The 16,947-nt window shown below is 68.5% G+C and carries 15 protein-coding genes; 9 read left to right on the top strand and 6 right to left on the bottom strand.

Annotated elements, in window-relative coordinates:
- Positions 1-66 precede the first annotated feature (66 nt).
- Positions 67-885, bottom strand: a complete 819-nt coding sequence (locus tag AB3X08_RS07655) for a helix-turn-helix transcriptional regulator (RefSeq protein WP_369937371.1) — start codon at positions 883-885, stop codon at positions 67-69.
- A gap of 192 nt (positions 886-1,077) precedes the next feature.
- Here AB3X08_RS07655 and AB3X08_RS07650 point away from each other — a divergent pair, with 192 nt between their 5' ends.
- Entirely contained in the window at positions 1,078-2,478 is a 1,401-nt protein-coding gene (locus tag AB3X08_RS07650) for an MFS transporter (protein ID WP_369937369.1), read from the top strand.
- 38 nt (positions 2,479-2,516) lie between these two features.
- Positions 2,517-4,511: a glycoside hydrolase family 127 protein gene (locus AB3X08_RS07645; protein ID WP_369937367.1), complete on the top strand. Its 1,995-nt coding sequence runs from the start codon at positions 2,517-2,519 to the stop codon at positions 4,509-4,511.
- A gap of 320 nt (positions 4,512-4,831) precedes the next feature.
- Here the strand turns inward: AB3X08_RS07645 and AB3X08_RS07640 are convergent, their stop codons facing one another.
- Entirely contained in the window at positions 4,832-5,083 is a 252-nt protein-coding gene (locus AB3X08_RS07640) for an SHOCT domain-containing protein (protein WP_369937365.1), read from the bottom strand.
- Positions 5,084-5,119: 36 nt separating this feature from the next.
- Complete coding sequence (gene gpmA, locus AB3X08_RS07635; protein WP_369937363.1) at positions 5,120-5,869, bottom strand: 2,3-diphosphoglycerate-dependent phosphoglycerate mutase; 750 nt, start codon at positions 5,867-5,869, stop codon at positions 5,120-5,122.
- A gap of 344 nt (positions 5,870-6,213) precedes the next feature.
- On the opposite strand from gpmA, the gene nfi reads away from it, so the two are divergent.
- Entirely contained in the window at positions 6,214-6,930 is a 717-nt protein-coding gene (nfi, locus tag AB3X08_RS07630; RefSeq protein WP_369937361.1) for a deoxyribonuclease V, read from the top strand.
- A gap of 232 nt (positions 6,931-7,162) precedes the next feature.
- Entirely contained in the window at positions 7,163-8,032 is an 870-nt protein-coding gene (locus AB3X08_RS07625; protein ID WP_369937359.1) for a pirin family protein, read from the top strand.
- A gap of 176 nt (positions 8,033-8,208) precedes the next feature.
- Here the strand turns inward: AB3X08_RS07625 and AB3X08_RS07620 are convergent, their stop codons facing one another.
- Entirely contained in the window at positions 8,209-8,484 is a 276-nt protein-coding gene (locus AB3X08_RS07620; RefSeq protein WP_369937357.1) for a hypothetical protein, read from the bottom strand.
- A 364-nt stretch (positions 8,485-8,848) separates the two neighbouring features.
- On the opposite strand from AB3X08_RS07620, the gene AB3X08_RS07615 reads away from it, so the two are divergent.
- The gene (locus AB3X08_RS07615; RefSeq protein ID WP_369937355.1) at positions 8,849-9,319 is read left to right on the top strand and encodes a hypothetical protein; all 471 of its coding nucleotides are present in this window, start codon (positions 8,849-8,851) and stop codon (positions 9,317-9,319) included.
- A 133-nt stretch (positions 9,320-9,452) separates the two neighbouring features.
- Here the strand turns inward: AB3X08_RS07615 and AB3X08_RS07610 are convergent, their stop codons facing one another.
- Positions 9,453-10,313 (bottom strand): pirin family protein, encoded by an 861-nt coding sequence (locus tag AB3X08_RS07610; protein ID WP_369937353.1) that lies wholly within the window; start codon positions 10,311-10,313, stop codon positions 9,453-9,455.
- 494 nt (positions 10,314-10,807) lie between these two features.
- On the opposite strand from AB3X08_RS07610, the gene AB3X08_RS07605 reads away from it, so the two are divergent.
- Together AB3X08_RS07605 and AB3X08_RS07600 are read left to right on the top strand one after the other, a co-directional pair.
- The gene (locus AB3X08_RS07605; protein ID WP_369937351.1) at positions 10,808-12,880 is read left to right on the top strand and encodes a carbon starvation CstA family protein; all 2,073 of its coding nucleotides are present in this window, start codon (positions 10,808-10,810) and stop codon (positions 12,878-12,880) included.
- Positions 12,880-13,104 carry a YbdD/YjiX family protein gene (locus tag AB3X08_RS07600; protein ID WP_064539465.1) on the top strand — a complete coding sequence of 75 codons (225 nt, stop codon included), beginning with the start codon at positions 12,880-12,882 and terminating at the stop codon, positions 13,102-13,104. Before AB3X08_RS07605 ends, AB3X08_RS07600 begins: the two co-directional genes overlap by 1 nt.
- Positions 13,105-13,932: 828 nt before the next feature.
- On the opposite strand, the gene AB3X08_RS07595 is transcribed toward AB3X08_RS07600, so the two are convergent.
- Entirely contained in the window at positions 13,933-14,619 is a 687-nt protein-coding gene (locus AB3X08_RS07595; protein ID WP_369937349.1) for an HAD family hydrolase, read from the bottom strand.
- A 289-nt stretch (positions 14,620-14,908) separates the two neighbouring features.
- Between AB3X08_RS07595 and AB3X08_RS07590 the strand changes: the two genes are divergently transcribed.
- Complete coding sequence (locus AB3X08_RS07590) at positions 14,909-15,676, top strand: ankyrin repeat domain-containing protein (RefSeq protein ID WP_369937347.1); 768 nt, start codon at positions 14,909-14,911, stop codon at positions 15,674-15,676.
- A 34-nt stretch (positions 15,677-15,710) separates the two neighbouring features.
- Positions 15,711-16,907: an XVIPCD domain-containing protein gene (locus AB3X08_RS07585; protein WP_369937345.1), complete on the top strand. Its 1,197-nt coding sequence runs from the start codon at positions 15,711-15,713 to the stop codon at positions 16,905-16,907.
- The last annotated feature ends 40 nt before the right edge of the window (positions 16,908-16,947 follow it).

The following is a 16,947-nucleotide window of genomic DNA, read 5'->3' as shown; positions in this document are numbered from 1 at the left end:
CCCACGCTCCCCGGAAGATCGGCGCAGTCTAGGCAAGGCGCTGTGTAGGCCGCGCCGAGCCCGCGCTCACCCCGAGTTGATGTGCTCCTTGCAATACAGCCGCCGATACGCACTCGGGGTCATGCCCAGGCGCTGGCGGAAGATGCGGCGGAAATAGCCGCCATCGCTGAAGCCGGCGCGCTGCGCGACTTCGTCGACGGTGCAGGTGTTCACCAGCAGCAACTTCTCGGCGAAGGCGATGCGCTGGCGATGGATCGCCTCGGTCAGCGTGGTGCCGAACGCGCGGCGGTAGATGCGGCCCAGGTAGTCCGGGTTGCAATGCAGCTGCGCGGCCAGCGTGGAGGCGGTGAGCGCGGTGTGGAACTGGGTGCCGATCAGCTGCTTGGCGCGGTACGCCAGCGCGACTCCGGCGCGATCGGAGTCGTGCGGATCGGGCCAGGCGCCGGCCACGCATTGCAGCATCGACAGCACGATCGGCTCCAGCATCGGCAAGGTGCGCCGTTCTTCCTGCTCGCTGAGGAACCAGCGGAACAGGCCGACGAACCGCTCCGGGTCGCGGATCGCGGTGCGCTGCGGCATCGACAGCAGCGTCGCCTCGTCCGCGGCGACCGCGCTCGGCGCCAGTTCGAAATGCACCCAGTAGAACCGCAGCTCGTCGGAAAAGCGGCCCAGGCCGGCATGTTCGCGGCCCGGCCACAGGATCAGGGTCTCGCCGGGGCCGATGTGGAAATCCTCGTCCTGCTCGCGGATCGACAAGGTGCCGCGCTCGACGAAGATCAGCTCGTAGGACTGGATCACCCGCGTCGGATGCGCGCCGACCCCGCGCGAAATGAACAGGCCGCCGTTCTGGACCCGGATCGGATAGGCGACTGCGAGTTCGAGCATGTCGGAAGCGTCTCCCCGGCGAGCATGGCACGCTGCACTGCAGCAAATAAGGCGCGGCGTCGGTGCGGGCGCCACCGCGGCCGCGCAGGTCGGAATCGTACCGTTTTTATACCGCACCGGCTCTTGTTCCGCTGTCGGCGGCATGCGACTTTGCAGTGACGCCGCACCCCGCGCCCGCCAGGAACCGTCCCGTTGAATGCGACCGCCGTTGGCCCCGTTGCCGCAGGCGCCGAACCGGCCGCCTCGCACCGACTCTCGCGCCTGGAAAAGTTCGGCTACGGCCTGGGCGATGCCGGCGGCACCATCGTCACCTGCCTGATCGCCAATTTCCTTACGTTCTTCTACACCGACGTGTTCGGCCTGACCCCGGCGCTGGTCGGGACGCTGTTCACCGTGCTGCGCATCGCCGACGCGGTCTCCGATCCGCTGATGGGCCTGCTCGCCGACCGCACCCGCAGCCGCTGGGGCCGCTTCCGCGGCTGGCAGCTGTGGATCGCACTGCCGATCGGCATCGCCTGCGTGCTGACCTTCAGCACCCCGCAGCTGAGCTACTCGGCCAAGGTCGCCTACGCCTTCGCCAGCTATTTCCTGCTGTCGCTGTGCTACACCGCGATCAACGTGCCGTATTGCGCGCTGATCAACAGCATGACCGGCGACCACCGCGAAGTGGTGTCGGCGCAGTCGTGGCGCTTCGTGCTGTGCGGCATCGCCGGCTTCCTGGTCTCGGTTGGGCTGCCATGGCTGGTGCGGGTGCTCGGCAATGGCGATGCCGCGCACGGCTACCAGCTCGGCGTGGGCCTGCTCAGCGTGCTGGCGGTGGCGATGTTCCTGTGCTGCTTCTTCGCCGTGCGCGAGCGCGTGCCGGTCAGCCTGCTGGGCGAGGCCGGCATCGGCGAGCATCTGCGCGGGCTGCTGCGCAACGACCAGATGCGGCTGGTGCTGCTGATGTCGTTCCTGCTGATCAACGTGTTCAACATCCGCGGCGGCGGCTATCTGTATTTCATCACTTACGTGCTCGGCGGCGGCGCCGGCTACACCTCGCTGTTCTTCGCGATGGTGGCGCTGGCCACGGTGCTCGGCGCGATCGTGGTCAACGCCTTGTGCCGCCGCTTCGATCCGCTGGCGCTGTACCTGCACACCAACCTGGCGCTGGCCGCGCTGGGCGTGCTGCAATGGTGCATGCCCACCGGGCCGGCGCAGCAGACGCTGTGGCTGGGGCTGATCTTCGTCAACTGCCTGGTCCTGGGCTTCGCGCTGCCGCTGCACTTCTCGATCATGGCCTTCGCCGACGACTACGGCGCATGGAAGAACCGCATCCGTTCCTCCGGCATCAACTTCGCCTTCAACCTGTTCTGCATCAAGCTGGCGTGGGCCTCGAGCGCGGTGGTGATCAGCTACCTGTTCGTGCGCGTGGGCTACCGCGCCGGCGCCGAGCATCAGACCGCTGCCTCGCTGCAGGCGATCACCCTGCTGGAAACGCTGATCCCCGCCGCGCTGCACCTGGCGCTGGCCGCGGTGATCTACCGCTGCCGCCTGCGCCGGCCGCTGCTGGCCCAGATTGGCGCCGATCTGGCCGCGCGCCCGGTGCACTGACGCCCTTCCCTCCCCTCTCCCCAGGATCGACTCCTCACATGCCGCACTCGCTCGCCCCGCCGCCCGAACTCCCGCTCGACCGCCTGCGCATCGCCGACCCGTTCTGGCAGCGCTACCAGCGCCTGGTGCAGGAGGTGGTGCTGCCGTACCAGTGGGACGCGCTCAACGACAACGTCGCCGATGCCGAACCCAGCCACGCGATCGAGAACTTCCGCATCGCCGCCGGGCGCAGCGATGGCGCGTTCTACGGCATGGTGTTCCAGGACAGCGACGTGGCCAAGTGGCTGGAAGCGGTGGCCTACCTGCTCGCGCAGCATCCGGATCCGGCGCTGGAACGCGACGCCGATGCCACCATCGAGCTGATCGGCGCCGCCCAGCAGGCCGACGGCTACCTCAACACCTACTTCACGGTGAAGGCGCCGGAACAGCGCTGGACCAACCTGGCCGAATGCCACGAGCTGTACTGCGCCGGGCACATGATCGAGGCCGGCGTCGCCTACCACCAGGCCACCGGCAAGCGCGCGCTGCTGGACATCGTGTGCCGGCTCGCCGATCACATCGACGCCACCTTCGGCCCAGGTCCGGACCAGTTGCACGGCTACCCCGGGCATCCGGAAATCGAGCTGGCGCTGATGCGCCTGTACGAAGCCACCGGCGAGCCGCGCTACCTGGCGCTGACCCGCTACTTCGTCGAGCAGCGCGGCACTACCCCCCACTACTACGACGAAGAATACGAAAAGCGCGGTCGCAGCTTCTTCTGGGGCGGCCACGGGCCGGCGTGGATGATCGAAGACAAGGCCTACAGCCAGGCGCACCTGCCGGTGGCGCTGCAGACCACCGCGGTCGGCCACGCGGTGCGCTTCGTGTACCTGTACGCCGGCGTGGCGCACCTGGCGCGGCACAGCGGCGACGCCGCACTGCGCGCGACCTGCGAGCGGCTGTGGGAGAACACCACGCAGCGCCAGTTGTACCTCACCGGCGCGATCGGCGCGCAGAGCTACGGCGAAGCCTTCAGCGTCGACTACGACCTGCCCAACGACACCGCCTACAACGAGAGCTGCGCCTCGATCGGGCTGATGATGTTCGCCAACCGCATGCTGCAGCTGGCGCCGGACAGCCGCTATGCCGACGTGATGGAGCGCGCGCTGTACAACACCGTGCTGGCCGGCATGGCCCTGGACGGGCGTCACTTCTTCTACGTCAACCCGCTGGAAGTGCATCCGCCCACCGTGCACGGCAACCACGGCTTCGACCACGTCAAGCCGGTGCGCCAGCGCTGGTTCGGCTGCGCCTGCTGCCCGCCGAACATCGCCCGCGTGCTGACCTCGCTCGGCCACTACATCTACACCCGCCGCGACGACACGCTCTACGTGAACCTGTACGTCGGCAGCGACGCGGCGTTCGAGGTGGACGGAAAGACGCTGCACGTGCAACAGCGCGGCGACTACCCGTGGCAGGACCGGATCGACCTGACCGTGGAGTGCGAAACGGCGGTCGAAGCCGCACTGGCGCTGCGCCTGCCGGACTGGTGCCGTGCGCCGCACCTGCAGCTCAACGGCGAAGCGGTGGCGATCCAGGCGCATCTGCAGCACGGCTACTGCGTGCTGCGCCGGCGTTGGCAACGCGGCGACACCCTGCAGCTGCATCTGCCGATGGCGCCGATGCGGGTCAGCGGCCACCCGCGCGTGCGCCATCTGGCCGGCAAGGTCGCGCTGCAGCGCGGGCCGCTGGTCTATTGCCTGGAGCAGGCCGACAACGGCACGCACCTGCACCAGCTGCGCCTGCCCGCCGACGCGGCGATCCGCACCGCGCCCGGCAGCGGCACGCTGGCCGGCCAGGTGCTGCTGCAGGCCGAAGGCGAACGCCTGCACGGCCACGACGATGCGCAGGCCGACGCCGTGCCGCTGTACCGCTACGACGCGCCGCCGCCGCCGCGACAGGCACAGACCCTGACCTTCGTACCCTACTTCGCCTGGGCCAACCGCGGCGAAGGCGAGATGCGGGTGTGGGTGGACGCGAGCGGCGGCGACTGACGGGCGCCTTCCCCCTCAAAAGCGCCGATGCGCTCAGCCGCAGGTTCCGGCATCGAGGCGTTCGAGATGCCCTGAAGTGCCGTCAAAGACGCGGTGCATCGGCGGCGTTGCGGCCGCGTTTCCCATGAATGACTTGGCAGCGCAGCCGCTACGCCTTCCTGTCGCGGCTGAAGCCGCTCCTACAAGGGCACGGTGCACATGGTGTAGGAGCGGCTTCAGCCGCGACAGGAAAACGGCACGCCATCGACACGCACAGCGTGCAGCTTCAGGACCGAAGTCATAACAGGCGCCCCGAAGCCGATCGCCGCCGTGCTGCGCGCCTACAGATCGGCGAGGATCTGCTGGCGCCGGTGCTCGTATTCCGCCTGGTCGACCAGGCCTTGCGCCCGCAATGCATCGAGTGCACGCAGCCGCGCTTCCACCGACGATGCCTGCGGCGGCGCAGCGGCATGCTGCACCGCCTGCGTACGCCGGCTGCGGCGCATGGCCAGCCATACCGCCGCAAACACCACCGCCGGCACCGCCAGCACGACCAACAGAATCACGAAGTGCCAGATGCTGAATCCGCCCATCCCATCCTCCTTGATGCGGCGCGTGCCGCGTGCGCCTTACTTCGCCTTGCCCTGGTTGGCCACCGCTTCGGCGGCCTTCTTCGCCGCTTCCGGGTCGCCGAGATAGCGGTAGGACTGCACCGTCAACGCGTCGTCCAGCTCGAACAGCAACGGGATGCCGGTGGGGATGTTGAGTTCCAGGATTTCCTCGCGCGAGACGCCGTTCAAGTACTTGTACAGCGCGCGCAGCGAGTTGCCGTGCGCGGTGACCAGCACGGTCTGCCCGGCCTTCAGCTGCGGCGCGATCGCGTCGTGCCAGTACGGCAGCACACGCTCGAGCGTGGTCGCCAACGACTCGGTGGCCGGCAGCGCGTTGCGGTCGAGGGTGGCGTAGCGGCGGTCGTGCAGCGGATGGCCCGGATCGTCGGCGTCCATCGGCGGCGGCGGGATGTCGTAGGAACGGCGCCAGATCTTGACCTGCTCCTCGCCGTGCTTGGCCGCGGTCTCGGCCTTGTCCAGGCCCTGCAGGCCGCCGTAGTGGCGTTCGTTGAGGCGCCAGCTCTTGTGCACCGGCAGCCAGTCCTGGTCCAGTTCCTTCAACGCGCCCTGCAAGGTGTGGATGGCGCGCTTGAGCACCGAGGTATGCGCCACGTCGAACTGCAGCCCCTCCTCGCGCAGCAGGCGGCCGGCGGCGGCGGCTTCCTGGCGGCCTTGCTCGGTGAGATCCACGTCCACCCAGCCGGTGAAGCGGTTATCCAGGTTCCACTGGCTCTGGCCATGGCGCAACAGTACGAGTTTGCGGGTCACTGCGACGGTCTCCGTTGGGGGATGCGTGGGTCGTGCGGCCCTGGATTGTAGCCGGCGGCTGGGAATGGGGAGTCGGGAATGGGGAGTGGGAACTGCTTGGCGTTCCGGTGCGCCTTGCCGTCTGACGATCTGTCGCGGCTGAAGCCGCTCCTACAAGGACGCGCCGGGCCGGCGCTACGCCGGAACGCAAGCGGATCGGCGCTGACCACCTTCATCCTATTGTCGAGACCGCGACCTCGTCGCCAGGCATCGATCAGCAACCTGCTTCAACGATTCCCCATTCCCGTTTCCCCATTCCCAACTCCTCCACGCCACAGCCACGAGCGCGGCGCGATCATCGCCACATGGACACTTCCTCGCACAGCGTCTTCGGCGACTGGGACGGCAGCATCGTGCAGGCGCGGGCGCTGCAGGCCACGCTGGCCAAGCAGGTGCGGCTGCACGACGACGTGCCGGACCCGCCGCGCTGGCTGGCCGGATTCGACGTCGGCTTCGAGGACGAAGGCCAGACCACCCGCGCCGCTGCGGTACTGATTGACGCCGAGACCCTGCAACCGCAGCAGGCCGAGATCGCCCGCGTGCCGACCTCGATGCCCTACGTGCCAGGCCTGTTGAGCTTTCGCGAGCTGCCGGCGCTGCTGGCCGCACTGGCCCTGCTGCGGCAGCGGCCGGACCTGGTGTTCGTCGACGGCCAGGGCATCGCCCATCCGCGCCGGCTCGGCATCGCCGCGCACTTCGGCGTGGTCAGCGGTCTGCCCAGCATCGGCGTGGCCAAGAAGCTGCTGGCCGGGCGCTACGACGAACCCGGGCCGCAGGCCGGCGACCGCAGCCCGATCGTGCACCGCGGCGACACCGTCGGCTGGGCGCTGCGCAGCAAGGCGCGCTGCAATCCGTTGATCGTCTCGCCCGGCCACCGCGTCGCGGTGGACAGCGCGCTGGACTGGACCCTGCGCTATCTGCGCGGCTACCGGCTGCCGGAACCGACCCGCCTGGCCGACCGACTAGCCTCGCGCCGCGGCGAGGTCGCGGTGCAGGCCACCGGGAACGGGCAGCTGTTCTGAATCGAGCCGCGACGCATCGCTGCATCGCGCGCCGCCTGCGCGGCGCACGCAGCCGGCGGGACACGCAGCAACCCGATGCGACCCGCCGCCGGCCATCCGCCCGACCGCGCATGCCCCACCACGGCAGCATCGCTTGCGACGTGCCGGGACAGTCCGTCTTGCCGCCACGCTCCCACTTCGGCCATCGCGCATGCGAAGCTCGTGCCCCTGTTTCCAGCCCGCGAGGCCGCGCATGCCCACCCTGATCGCTCCCCGCGTCCACGACATCGGCGGCTTCGAAGTGCGTCGCGCGGTGCCCAGCCTGCAGGCGCGCAGCGTCGGCCCGTTCGTGTTCATCGACCACATGGGGCCGGCGATCTTCGAACCCGGCCGCGGCGTGGACGTGCGCCCGCATCCGCATATCGGCCTGGCCACGGTGACCTTCCTGTGGTCCGGCGAGATCGGCCACCGCGACACGCTCGGTTCGGACCAGGTGATCCGCGCCGGCGACGTCAACTGGATGACCGCCGGCCGCGGCATCGCCCATTCCGAGCGCACGCCGTCGTCGCTGCGTACGCAGCCGCATCCGTTGCACGGCATGCAGACCTGGGTGGCGCTGCCGAAGTCGGCCGAGGAAACCGCGCCGGCGTTCTTCCACCACGCCGCCGCCAGCCTGCCGCAGCAGCGCCGCGATGGCGTCTGGCTGCGGGTGATCGCCGGCCGCGCCTACGGCGAGGAATCGCCGGTCAAGGTGTTCGCCGATACGCTGAACGTGGCGCTGGACCTGGACGCGGATGCGGAGATCGACCTGGACACCGGCCACGTGCAGCGCTCGCTGTACGTGCTGGAAGGCGAGGCGCAACTGGACGGCGTGGACATCCCCTCACGCTACCTGGTGCTGCCGGAAGCCGGCGCGCGCGGGCGGCTGCGCGCCAAGACCCCGCTGAAGGCGATGCTGATGGGCGGCGAGCCGCTGGACGGGCCGCGCCACCTGTGGTGGAACTTCGTGTCCAGTTCCACCGAGCGCATCGAACAGGCCAAGCGCGACTGGCGCGAGGGCCGCTTCGGGCTGATCCCCGGCGACGACCAGGAATTCATCCCGCTGCCCGAGCCGGGCAAGTAAGTCTGGCGGTGCGATCGGGCCCGATCCGAGCGCATCGCCGCTGTCCAATGCATTCCCGCCGGAATGCGCTACATGAAGGAGCGACTCCGGGCGGCACCATCGGTCGGGCCTGTCCCGAGCAGTGAACTAGGCCACCCAGAGTCGCTCCACTGCGTCAGACGCGTCGCGAAAACGCGCTAGCTCGCCGCGGTGGCCGCGACGCGGCCCTTCGCCGGCACTGCATCGGCGGCCAACTCCACCGCAAGCTGCTGCAGCTGCTGCGCCAGCCCCTTGTTGGCGACGCCGTCGCTGGCCTCGAGCAGGGTGTAGGCCGCCTGCAGCTGGCGCAGGCCCTTCGGCGGCACCTTGGTGACCTTGCCGCCGACGATGACGAAACCGCCGCCACCGACGGCGACGCCGGGCGACATGTAGCTGGCGACGATGATGAATTTGCGCGGATCGATGCTGGGCATGGGCTGTACTCCTTTACAGGGATGGAAGGGCGACACCGCGTGCGCGCGCTGGCGCGGCGGCATCCCCTGCTTCAACGCGGCATCGGCGCCGCAGCGGCCAGCGGCCGCTGACTGCGTTCAGGCGAATGCCCCCGCGCAAGCGCCGGGTTTCGATTCGCATCCCAATTGTCAAGTGCCGCTCGCTGGGCTATGGTTCGGGCAGCGGCGGGGAACTTGCGGCCGCACACCGGGACACGCATTGCGTAGGGGTATGCACTGCACGCGGATCCCGCAAAGGAATGAGGGTGATGTGCCGTGCGGCCTGCGTGGGCGTGCGCTGAAGATCGATACCGTCGCAGCGCGGCGGTACATGGGGACATCGCGAATGAGGGTTGCAAACTGGCTCACCGGCCTGTCGGTCCTGCCCGCCGTGCTGGCGGCGGCCACGGCCATGGCGCAACAGGCGCAGAACTGTCCGCAACTGCCGCCGCAGGCCAACCTGCAGTGGAGCGAGCGCAGCGACAAGGGCTTCATCGTGTGCCGCGCGACGGCCGCCGACGGCCGCCAGGTGCTCGGCATGATGCTGACCTCGCGCGACCCGAACATCCCGCTGGCACGCAACCTGCGCGAAGAGAAAGGCAGCATCGCCGGCGAAAGCGTGCATTGGTACCGGCCCGATCTGGGCGGCGTCGACGCGCCGGGCCTGGCCTCGCGCCGGGTCACCGTGGTGGAGCTGGGCAAGGACCACTACGCCCAGGTCTGGATCGATGCCAGCGATGTGCAGGAACTGCAATCGCTGCAGGCGATGGTGCAAAACCTGGATATGCGCCCGACCAGCCTGGCGCTGGATCGCTGAGGCGGCTGCCAGCCGGCCGACTGCAAGCCCCTGTAGGAGCGGCTTCAGCCGCGACAGAATCTATCGGTAATGCCGGTCGCGGCGGAAGCCGCTCCTACAGGTTTCATGGCGTGTCGATCGCCACATCACGCCACTAGAACCGCCCTTCCTGGAAATCGACGAAGGCCTGCATCAGCTCTTCGCGCGTGTTCATCACGAACGGCCCGTGCCGCGCCACCGGCTCGCGCAGCGGCCGGCCGGCGACCAGGATCAGCCGCGCACCCGCCGCGCCGGCCTGCAACTGCAGCAGGTCGCCGCCGCCGAGCACGGCCAGGGTCTGGGTCGGCAACTCGCGCGCGGCCTCGCCCTCGCCCAGCGTCGCGGCACCCTCGTAGGCGTAGGCGAACGCGTTGTGTCCGGGCGGCAGCAGGTAGTCCCAGCGCGCGCCGGCATCCAGCGCGATGTCCAGATACAGCGGATCGGTGGCCGGCTGCGCGATCGGCCCATGCACGTCGCCGACCTGGCCGGCGATCACCTTGACCGTCACCCCCGGCGCCGGCTGCGCCAGCGGAATGCGCTCGGGCGCGAACTCCTGGTAGCGCGGCGCGGTCATCTTGTCGCGCGCCGGCAGGTTCACCCACAGCTGGAAGCCGCGCATGCGCCCGGACTCCTGTTCCGGCATCTCCGAATGCACCAGGCCGCGGCCGGCGGTCATCCACTGCACGCTGCCCGGGGTCAGCAGGCCTTCGTTGCCGTGGTTGTCCTTGTGCCGCATGCGCCCGTCGAGCATGTAGGTGACGGTCTCGAAGCCGCGATGCGGATGGCTGGGAAAACCGCCGATGTAGTCCTCGGCGCGGTCGGTGCCGAATTCGTCGAGCAGCAGGAACGGGTCCAGCTCGGGCAGTTCGGGGCCACCGATGACCCGGGTCAGCCTGACCCCGTCGCCGTCGGCGGTGGCGCGGCCACGGATGGTGCGCGCGATGCGCGCGGGGACGGCGGTGAGGGTGTCGGTCATGGCAGGCGATCTCCTGGCGAAGCACCGAATATGGGCGTGCCGCTATCGGCGGCCAATCGCGACCGGCGCAACCCATTGTTCCATCGTGGGGGCCGGCCGCGTGCGCCGGGTTTACCGAATACGCGGGGTGCACCGAATGAACCGAATGCGCCGAGTGTGTCGGCGCGGCGCGTTTTGGCACGATGCGGATGCGGATGCGGATATCGGTGCCGGTGCTGACGCTGGTGCAGGCGATACGCGCTCTTGTGGGAGGGACTTCAGTCCCGACTGCAGCCAGGCCCGCCGCTCCCGTCGCCATGCGCTTGCACCCGATCCGCCGCACCCGATGCCGATCACGATTCGGCAAGACCGTCTCGACTCGCCGTCGCCGGTCCATCGCCATGGTCGAACCACGCCGACTACGACCAAAGTACTAGGGCCATCGCCTGTCCCGGCATTGACCCCCCAGGCCATCGGGGCGACCCTTGCGGGAATCTTGTGGGGGAGCGATCTGCATGAAAGGGTTTTCCAAACTGGCCTGGGCCGCGCTCGCGGTGCTGGCGGCGTTCTGCCTGGGCACCATCGCCCTGCGCCGCGGCGAGCACATCAACGCGCTGTGGATCGTGGTCGCCGCGGTCTCGATCTATCTGATCGCCTATCGCTTCTACAGCCTGTTCATCGCCACCAAGGTGATGCAGCTGGACACCACACGGGCCACGCCGGCGGTGCTCAACAACGATGGCCTGGACTACGTGCCGACCAACAAGCACGTGCTGTTCGGCCACCACTTCGCCGCCATCGCCGGCGCCGGTCCGCTGGTCGGCCCGGTGCTCGCCGCGCAGATGGGCTATCTGCCCGGGCTGCTGTGGCTGGTGGTCGGCGTGGTGTTCGCCGGTGCGGTGCAGGACTTCGTGGTGCTGTTCCTGTCCAGCCGCCGCAACGGCCGCTCGCTCGGCGACCTGGTGCGCGAGGAGATGGGCCAGGTCCCCGGCACCATCGCCCTGTTCGGCGCGTTCCTGATCATGATCATCATCCTGGCGGTGCTGGCGATGGTGGTGGTCAAGGCGCTGGCGGAAAGTCCGTGGGGCATGTTCACGGTGATCGCGACGATGCCGATCGCGATCCTGATGGGCGTGTACATGCGCTACATCCGCCCCGGCAAGATCGGCGAGATCTCCGTCGTCGGCCTGATCCTGCTGCTGGCCGCGATCTGGTTCGGCGGCAAGGTCGCCGCCGATCCGACCTGGGGCCCGGCCTTCACCTTCACCGACGTGCAGATCACCTGGATGCTGATCGGCTACGGCTTCGTCGCCTCGGTGCTGCCGGTGTGGCTGCTGCTGGCGCCGCGCGACTACCTGTCCACCTTCCTCAAGATCGGCACCATCATCGCCCTGGCGATCGGCATCCTGGTGGTCATGCCCGACCTGAAGATGCCGGCGCTGACCCAGTACGCGCACAACGGCATGGGCCCGGTGTGGACCGGCGGCATCTTCCCGTTCCTGTTCATCACCATCGCCTGCGGCGCGGTGTCCGGCTTCCATGCGCTGATCTCCTCCGGTACCACCCCCAAGCTGCTCGCCAACGAAGGCCATATGCGCTACATCGGCTACGGCGGCATGCTGATGGAGTCGTTCGTCGCGGTGATGGCGCTGGTCGCCGCCTCGATCATCGAGCCGGGCGTGTATTTCGCGATGAACGCGCCGGCCTCGATGGTCGGCAGCGACGTCGTCGCGGTCGCGGCCAAGGTCAGCGAGTGGGGATTCGCGATCACCCCCGATGTGCTCGAGGCCACCGCCCGCGACATCGGCGAGACCACCATCCTGGCCCGCGCCGGCGGCGCCCCGACGCTGGCGGTGGGCATCGCGCAGATCCTGCACCAGCTGCTGCCGGGCGAGGACATGATGGCGTTCTGGTACCACTTCGCGATCCTGTTCGAGGCGTTGTTCATCCTCACCGCGGTCGACGCCGGCACCCGCGCCGGGCGCTTCATGCTGCAGGACCTGCTCGGCAATTTCGTGCCGGCGCTGAAGCGCACCGAGTCGTGGGCCGCCAACATCGTCGCCACCGGCGGCTGCGTGGCGCTGTGGGGCTACCTGCTGTACACCGGAGTCAAGGATCCGTACGGCGGCATCCGCACGCTGTGGCCGCTGTTCGGCATCTCCAACCAGATGCTCGCCGGCATCGCGCTGATGCTGGGCACGGTGGTGCTGTTCAAGATGAAGCGCGACCGCTATGCCTGGGTCACCATCGTGCCGGCGCTGTGGCTGCTGATCTGCACCACCTACGCCGGGCTGATCAAGATCTTCGACCCGAATCCGGCGCAGGGCTTCCTGGCGCAGGCGCACAAGTTCCAGGACGCCATCGCCAGCGGCACCATCACCGCGCCGGCCAAGACCTTGCCGCAGATGCAGCAGATCGTCACCAACGCCTACGTCAACACCGGGCTGACCGCGCTGTTCCTGTTCGTGGTGTTCTCGGTGCTGATCTACGCGGTCAAGACCATCCTTGCCGCGCGCCGCAACCCGCAGCGCAGCGACAAGGAGACCGCATACGTGGCGCTGCAGCCGCACCAGATGGCGGACGTGTGATGAGCAACGACCTGGTTCCGGTCGGGCAATACCAGGCGCACCGCCGGCTGTGGCGGCGCCTGGTGCAGACCGCGCGGCTGTGCTGCGGCATTCCCGATTACGACAACTACGTGCGCCACGTGCTGGAGAAACATCCCGACCGGCAGCCGATGGATTACAAGACCTTCTTCCGCGAGCGCCAGGAAGCGCGGTATGGCGGCAAGAGCGGGTTTCGCTGTTGTTGAGTGAGGGGCCGGGATTTGTGCTTCGGTATTCGGGATTGGTGGAAGCGGGAGTCCGGTGTCTACCGGCATCGCCGCTGCGGAAGCCCATCATGACGCTTCAGTGCGTGAACATGCGCTACGACGTGCATTGAACACGCACCAACTCCCATGCAGGAGCGACTTCAGTCGCGACAGGCAGTACGAAGAAGAGAGGCACTACGGATGAGGAGAAGCGGTCCACAGCCGCTCTCACTATTCACCACGCTCCACGGCAGGGCTCCATCGCGCGGCCCAGCCAGGGCATGCCGCCACCACCCGGCAGCACGTGCGTCGCGACTTCAGGGCACCTTTATTAGCCCCAAAAAAGCATGCCGATGCCTTTGCGAGCCGCCAATGCGCCCAGCCTGTAGGTCCCGGCATCAAGGCGTTCGAGATGCCGCGAAGTGGCAAAGGCGCGTTGGCGATGGGACTCGGTGCAGTTGCGGGCGCGTTTCCCATGGACGCCTGGCATCATGGCCACTTCGTCCTCCTGTCGCGGCTGAAGCCGCTCCTACAACGAGCGCGCCGTGCTCTTGTAGGAGCGGCTTCAGCCGCGACAGGAAAACGCCACGCCATTGGCCGTGCAACGTGCAGCTACCAGACTAAAGTTATTGGAGGTGCCCTGAAGTGGTTCCCACAAAAACCTGCGGCGAATTGGCTGGATGCACTGTGGGAGGGACTTCAGTCCCGACTGCTTTCGATACCCGTTCGCGGCACCGCTTCGTTCGTCGCGGCTGAAGCCGCTCCTACAGGGGCTGGCGGAGAGCGCATTGGTTACGCTGCAGAAGGCCGACTGCTTCCTGGCCGCAGCTACGCCGCCGCCGCGCGCACCAGGTCGGCGTAGACCTGCGGCAGCTGCCGCATATGTTCCATCACCGCGGCCACGCCGAGGTGACGCAGGGTGTCGGCATGGCCCGGCGGAATGTGGCCCGCGCCGGTAAACCCGATCACCGTCATCCCCGCCGCCAGCGCCGCGCTGGCGCCGGTGACGCTGTCCTCGATCACCAGGCAACGCGGCGGCGCCACGCCCAGGGTGTGCGCGGCCAGCAGGTAGACGTCCGGCGCCGGCTTCGGCCGCGCCACCATGTCGGCGCTGAAGATGTGGCCGTTCACCCGCTCGCTCAGCCCGGCGCGCGCCACCGACGCCACCACGCTGTGGCGCAAGCTGTTGGACGCGACCGCCAGCGGCAGCGGCAATGCCAGCAGCGCCTCGCGGACACCATCGATCGGCTGCACCTCGGCGGCGATCAACGCTTCCGAACGTTCCCGGATCTGCTCGAACAGGCCATCCGGCAAGGTCACCGCGAAATGCCGCTGCACCCGCTCCACGATTTCGTGCGCGGTCTGGCCGAAACTGCCGGCAAGATAGGCCTCCAGCTCGGCCCGCGGCACGTAGGCGCCCAGCGCGTCGAACATCACCCGGTCGGCCAGCACCTCGCTGTCGACGAGCACGCCGTCGCAGTCGCTGATCAGCAGGTCGAACGGGGTCGCGGTCATCGCAAGGGCCTCGGCGGAAACCCGCATTATGCCAAGTTGCGCATGTACGCCGCCTGCTGCGGCAACCTCGGCGTGTGCGTTTGGCCACAACCGGGCCTTTCTCCGCTACCCGACGCCTGCATTCGTTTCGCATTGATCGACGCTCCGCCGCGCATGGCACGCCGCGCAGACCGCAGCGGCGCTGTAACAAAACCTTACCGAATCGGCACCGGGCAGCTGCTAGCATCCCCCTCGGTGGCAAGGAACGTCGCCACCGGCACAGGAACGCGAACAGGAAAAGGAGCACTTCATGCGCAAGCAATTCCCCGCCCTGATCGCGCTTGCGACCTCGATGTCCATCTCGGTCTCATGCGCCGCCTCGCCCGGCGCCAAGGAGCAATCTGCCATGTCAGCCACACTGCAGGATCATTCGGTCGCGTTCCGCGATCCCCATCTCGCCGACATTGCCGCCGCCGTCGCGCGCGGCGACGCGTCGCGCATCGCCGCCCTGGCGCCCGGCGTGGACCTCTCCGCGCACGGCGACCAGAACGTCACTCTGCTCGAATACGCGATCTGGAACGAACAGCCGCGCGCGCTCGCGGCCTTGCTGGACGCCGGCGCGAACCCCGCCGAACCCGGCATGGACCAGGAAACCGTGGTGCACATGGCGGCGATGGCCAAGGATCCGCAATACCTGAAGATCCTGCTGCAGCACGGTGCGCCGGTGGATCCGGTCAGTCCGCGCGGCAACTGGACGCCGCTGTTCCGCGCGCTGCAGAGCAAGCGCGACGAACAGATCCAGCTGCTGCTGCAGGCCGGTGCCGATCCGCACCGGGTCGATGCCAGCGGCAACTCGCTGCTGCACCTGGCCGCGCAGAGCAGCGCCGGCAATCCGTGGGTGCTGAAACTGCTGCAGGCCGGGGTCGATCCGGGCCTGCGCAACGCGCAGCAGAAGACCTTCCAGGCGTATTTCTTCACCACGCCCGAGCGCCTGCTCAACAGCGCCGCGCAGCAGACCCGCGCTGCGGTACGCGACTGGTTGAGCGCCCACGACATCCCCCTGGAAGCGAGCCGCTGAGGCGGCTGTTCGCACGACACGCAAGGAGCCGCGCATGAGCCAGAACGATCTCTCCGACAATACCGCGTCCGCCCCCTTCGCCGAGGCCGTCCGCGGCCAGCAGCCGCAGGCGGTGGACACGCAACTTCCCACGCTGCTGCAGGACCTGTACGTCACCGCCGGCCAGCGCCGCGCCGGCGGCGCGGAAAGTTTCGCGCCGCTGCCCGACGGCTGGACCCGCATGGACGACGCCACCGTGCAGCGCGCCGGCATCGATCCGAGCATGCTGCACGATGCCAAGAGCGGCTTCGACGCCGCGCTCTACCGCAACGCGCAGGGCAACGTGGTGCTGGCGTTCTGCGGCACCGACGAAGGCAAGGACTGGAAGCACAACATCGGCCAGGGCCTGGGCTTTGCCGACGCGCAGTACGCCTCGGCCATCCAGCTCGGCAATCAGGCCAAGCAGGCGTTCGGCCAGGACCTGATGATCTCCGGGCATTCGCTCGGCGGCGGCCTGGCCGCGGCCTCGGCGATGGTCAACGACGTGCCGGCGGTCACCTACAATGCCGCCGGCGTCAACGACCGCACCCTGGAGCGCGAAGGCCTGGATGCGTCCGCGGCCAAGGCCTATGCCGCCGACGGCCTGATCCGCGGCTATCACGTCAAGAACGAACTGCTGACCTATCTGCAGGAAGACAGCATCCCGCTGAAGTGGGCGATGCCCGACGCCGCCGGCCACCAGATCCAGTTGCCCGACCCGGATCCGCTGTCGTTCGGCCAGCGCCTGATCCCGGGCATGATGCTCAAGCATCGGCTAGACCTGCATGGCATCGACTCGGTGATGAAGGCGCAGGACGTGGAAGCGCAGAGCCACGCGCAGACCCAGGAACGCGCGCTGCCGACCGGCAGCCGCCTGTTCAACGATGCGGTGGTGCAGCTGGATGGGCAGCGCGAGCGGCTCGGCCTGCGCGACGACGCGCAGTTCCTCAACACCGCCGCCAGCGTCGCCGCGCGAGCCAGTGACGACGGCCTGAAACAGATCGACAGACTGGTCCCCAGCAACGACGGCGATCGCCTGTTCGCGGTGCAGGGCCGCGTCGACGACCCTGCGCATCTGCGCAGCCAGGTGCAGACGGCAGCCGCGGCCAACGAACCGGCGCAGGCCAACGTCGGCCATCTGCAGCAACAGAACCTGCAGGCGACTGCACCGCAACACGAAGAGCAGCAGCGCCGGGTCGCGTTGCAGCAGTAGATCGCGGCAATCCCCCTGTAGGAGCGGCTTCAGCCGCGAC

Source organism: Xanthomonas sp. DAR 34887, assembly GCF_041245805.1.
GTDB classification, from domain to species: Bacteria; Pseudomonadota; Gammaproteobacteria; order Xanthomonadales; family Xanthomonadaceae; genus Xanthomonas_A; species Xanthomonas_A tesorieronis.
The sequence above is the reverse complement of the archived record's forward strand: the minus strand, read 5'-3'. Positions and strand labels throughout refer to the sequence as shown.